This is a genomic window from Pseudoduganella sp. RAF53_2 (assembly GCF_052113985.1).
GTDB lineage: Bacteria > Pseudomonadota > Gammaproteobacteria > Burkholderiales > Burkholderiaceae_D > Rugamonas.
Genome location: NZ_JBFRDW010000823.1, coordinates 1 through 2,242, shown reverse-complemented (window position 1 = coordinate 2,242; position 2,242 = coordinate 1). Strand labels below are relative to the sequence as shown.

Below are 2,242 nucleotides of genomic sequence, written 5' to 3'. Positions count from 1 at the left end.
CGACAGTGGTGTAGCCGGGCAGGGTGACCGTGTTGCCAGGGTTGGCGAAGCGCGAGCCGACCGAAGTCACGCCAGCGCCGGCGCCGAAGCCGCCGAAGAGCGCTTTGCTCAGCCAGACATTGCCGCTGTTGCGTGGAGTGAGGGTTGGGCGCTTGCCTTGCACGAGCTGGCCGTCGTCTTGGGCGATGGACTCGGTGATCTTTGCGTTCAGCCACGCGTAGCCGGAACTGAGTTGCCAGCCATCGCCAAGTTCGCCGCTCAAGGTCAGCTCGACACCGTCGGTGCGCTGGGTGCCGATCGGCAGCAGCTTGTTGGTGACCGGATCGGTGGACTTGATATTCGTGCGTTCAAGACGGAACAGCGAGGCGCCCAGCGACGCCAGTCCACCGAACAAATCGTACTTCGCACCGATTTCCTTGTTGGTGGTTTTCTCCGGCTCAATCGAAGCATTGTTCGCGGCCAAAGGAAACGCTTCGCCCGAAGGCTGGAAGGATTTGCTGAACGAAGCGTAGTAGGACTGCACTGACGACGGCTGATACACCAGCCCAACGCGCGGGCTCCATGCGCGGTCGGTGCGATCAAGATTCGGCTGACCGGCGCGGCGCTCGCGCGTTTCCTGTCTGAAGTCGTCGAAGCGAACGCCTGCCAGCAGTTTCCAGTGTTGCGAAAGCGTGGCGAGATCCTGCACATAGGCGCTGGCCACGGTCAGAATGCCCAGATTGTCCGTCGATGGCGCGGCAGTCACATTGAAGGGCAGCACCGGCGCCACGGGATGGAACAGGTCCACCGTCGCGATATTGTTCTGGGTGCGGAACAGCTGGTCTTTGTGCTGCTTGCCCACCTCCACGCCATACAGCAGCTGATGCATGCCGGCCTTCTGCACCAGCTCCAGCTGATTGAAGTAGCCGTCCTCGTCCCGTTTCACATTGCTGCGATTGAGCGTGGCCTTCAGCGTGGCCTCGTTTACGCCGCCGACCAGCGTGTTGTTGCGATCCAGCGTGTAGTCGTAATAGCGGAAGTTATCGCGCAAGGTCCACTCGCCGTTGAAGTGATGTTCAAGCTGGAAGCCCGCCGCCCTCACGCGCGACTGCGAGTAGTCGTTGTCGCGCGCATTGGCCGCGCCGTAGTAGGTGGACGCATCCACCGCAACGGGACGGCCCTGATACGCCGGTACGCCGAAGTCGGTCACGCGGCGGTCGCTCAGATATTCACCCTGCACCAGCAAGGTCGTATCCGCACCAAGCCGGAACAGGACGGAAGGCGACAGCGCCTCGCGCTTGAGGAATTGCTGATCGCGGTAGCTGTCCGCATCTTCCTTCGCGCCAGTGACGCGGAAAGCCACGCCGCTGTCCGGCAACTTGTGCGCGAAGTCGAATTCGCCGCGCTTCTGGCCCCAGCTGCCGACGGTCAGGCTGACCTCATTGCGGTCCATGCCCGGCTTTTTGGTGATGCGATTGATCAGGCCACCGGAAGAACCGCGACCATACAGCACGGAAGCCGGTCCCTTGATCACCTCCACCTGTTCCACATTGGACAAGTCGCGGAAGTACATCGCATCGTCGCGAATGCCATCGATGAACTGGTCCGCGATCGCGCTAAAGCCGCGAATGGTCACCTGGTCGCGCTGCCCGTCCCCGCTGGACAAGCCGACGCCCGGCACGGTCTTCATCACATCCTGCATCGAGTGGGCGCCCTGATCGTGCAGCAAGGCCGCCGGCACCACGTTCACGGTCTGAGGAATATCGCGCAGCCGCGCATCGATCTTGGTCGCGCTGCTGGCGCTGGTAGGGTTGTAGGCCGCGTCGCGCGCGCCGTTCACGGTGACGGTCGGCAGCACGCCTTCAGCATCGTCGGCAAATGCCGCGAAATGGGGAAGCGCCAGCGCAATCGCCAGCGCGACAGGAGATTTGGTGAATGCCATCTTTGGTGTCCTGAGGTGGTCGTGGCTGGCGACCGTTCCCGCAGGAATCAGATGGCTGGCTTATTTATTGAGAATAATTCTCATTATTATTCACCAAAGCCTTGCGCGATGCAAGACGGCTAGCGGTTGCTGGGCACGACATGGCCCCAGTTTTGCGTCCCGCTCTGGAAGCCGTGGTCACGTTCTTCCTCGTCCACGCAGCCGGAGAGCAGGTCATCGGTGCGGCCTGCGGATTGTTCGTTGCGGGTGGCGTCACTTTGAAGGTGGCCAGTGCATCCTGCCCCCATGGTGCCGATACTGCTGGTGCCGTCGCGCGTCTTC

2 protein-coding genes are annotated in these 2,242 nt (G+C 62.0%); both read right to left on the bottom strand.

The annotated features are described in order from the left end of the window. Positions 1-1,921, bottom strand: a 1,921-nt coding sequence (locus tag AB4Z11_RS29940) for a TonB-dependent receptor (protein ID WP_442029557.1), incomplete at its 3' end; no start/stop codon positions are given. Between the two features lie 119 nt (positions 1,922-2,040). Beyond that, positions 2,041-2,242 (bottom strand): hypothetical protein (locus tag AB4Z11_RS29935; RefSeq protein ID WP_442029555.1); only part of this gene is annotated, 202 nt, incomplete at its 5' end.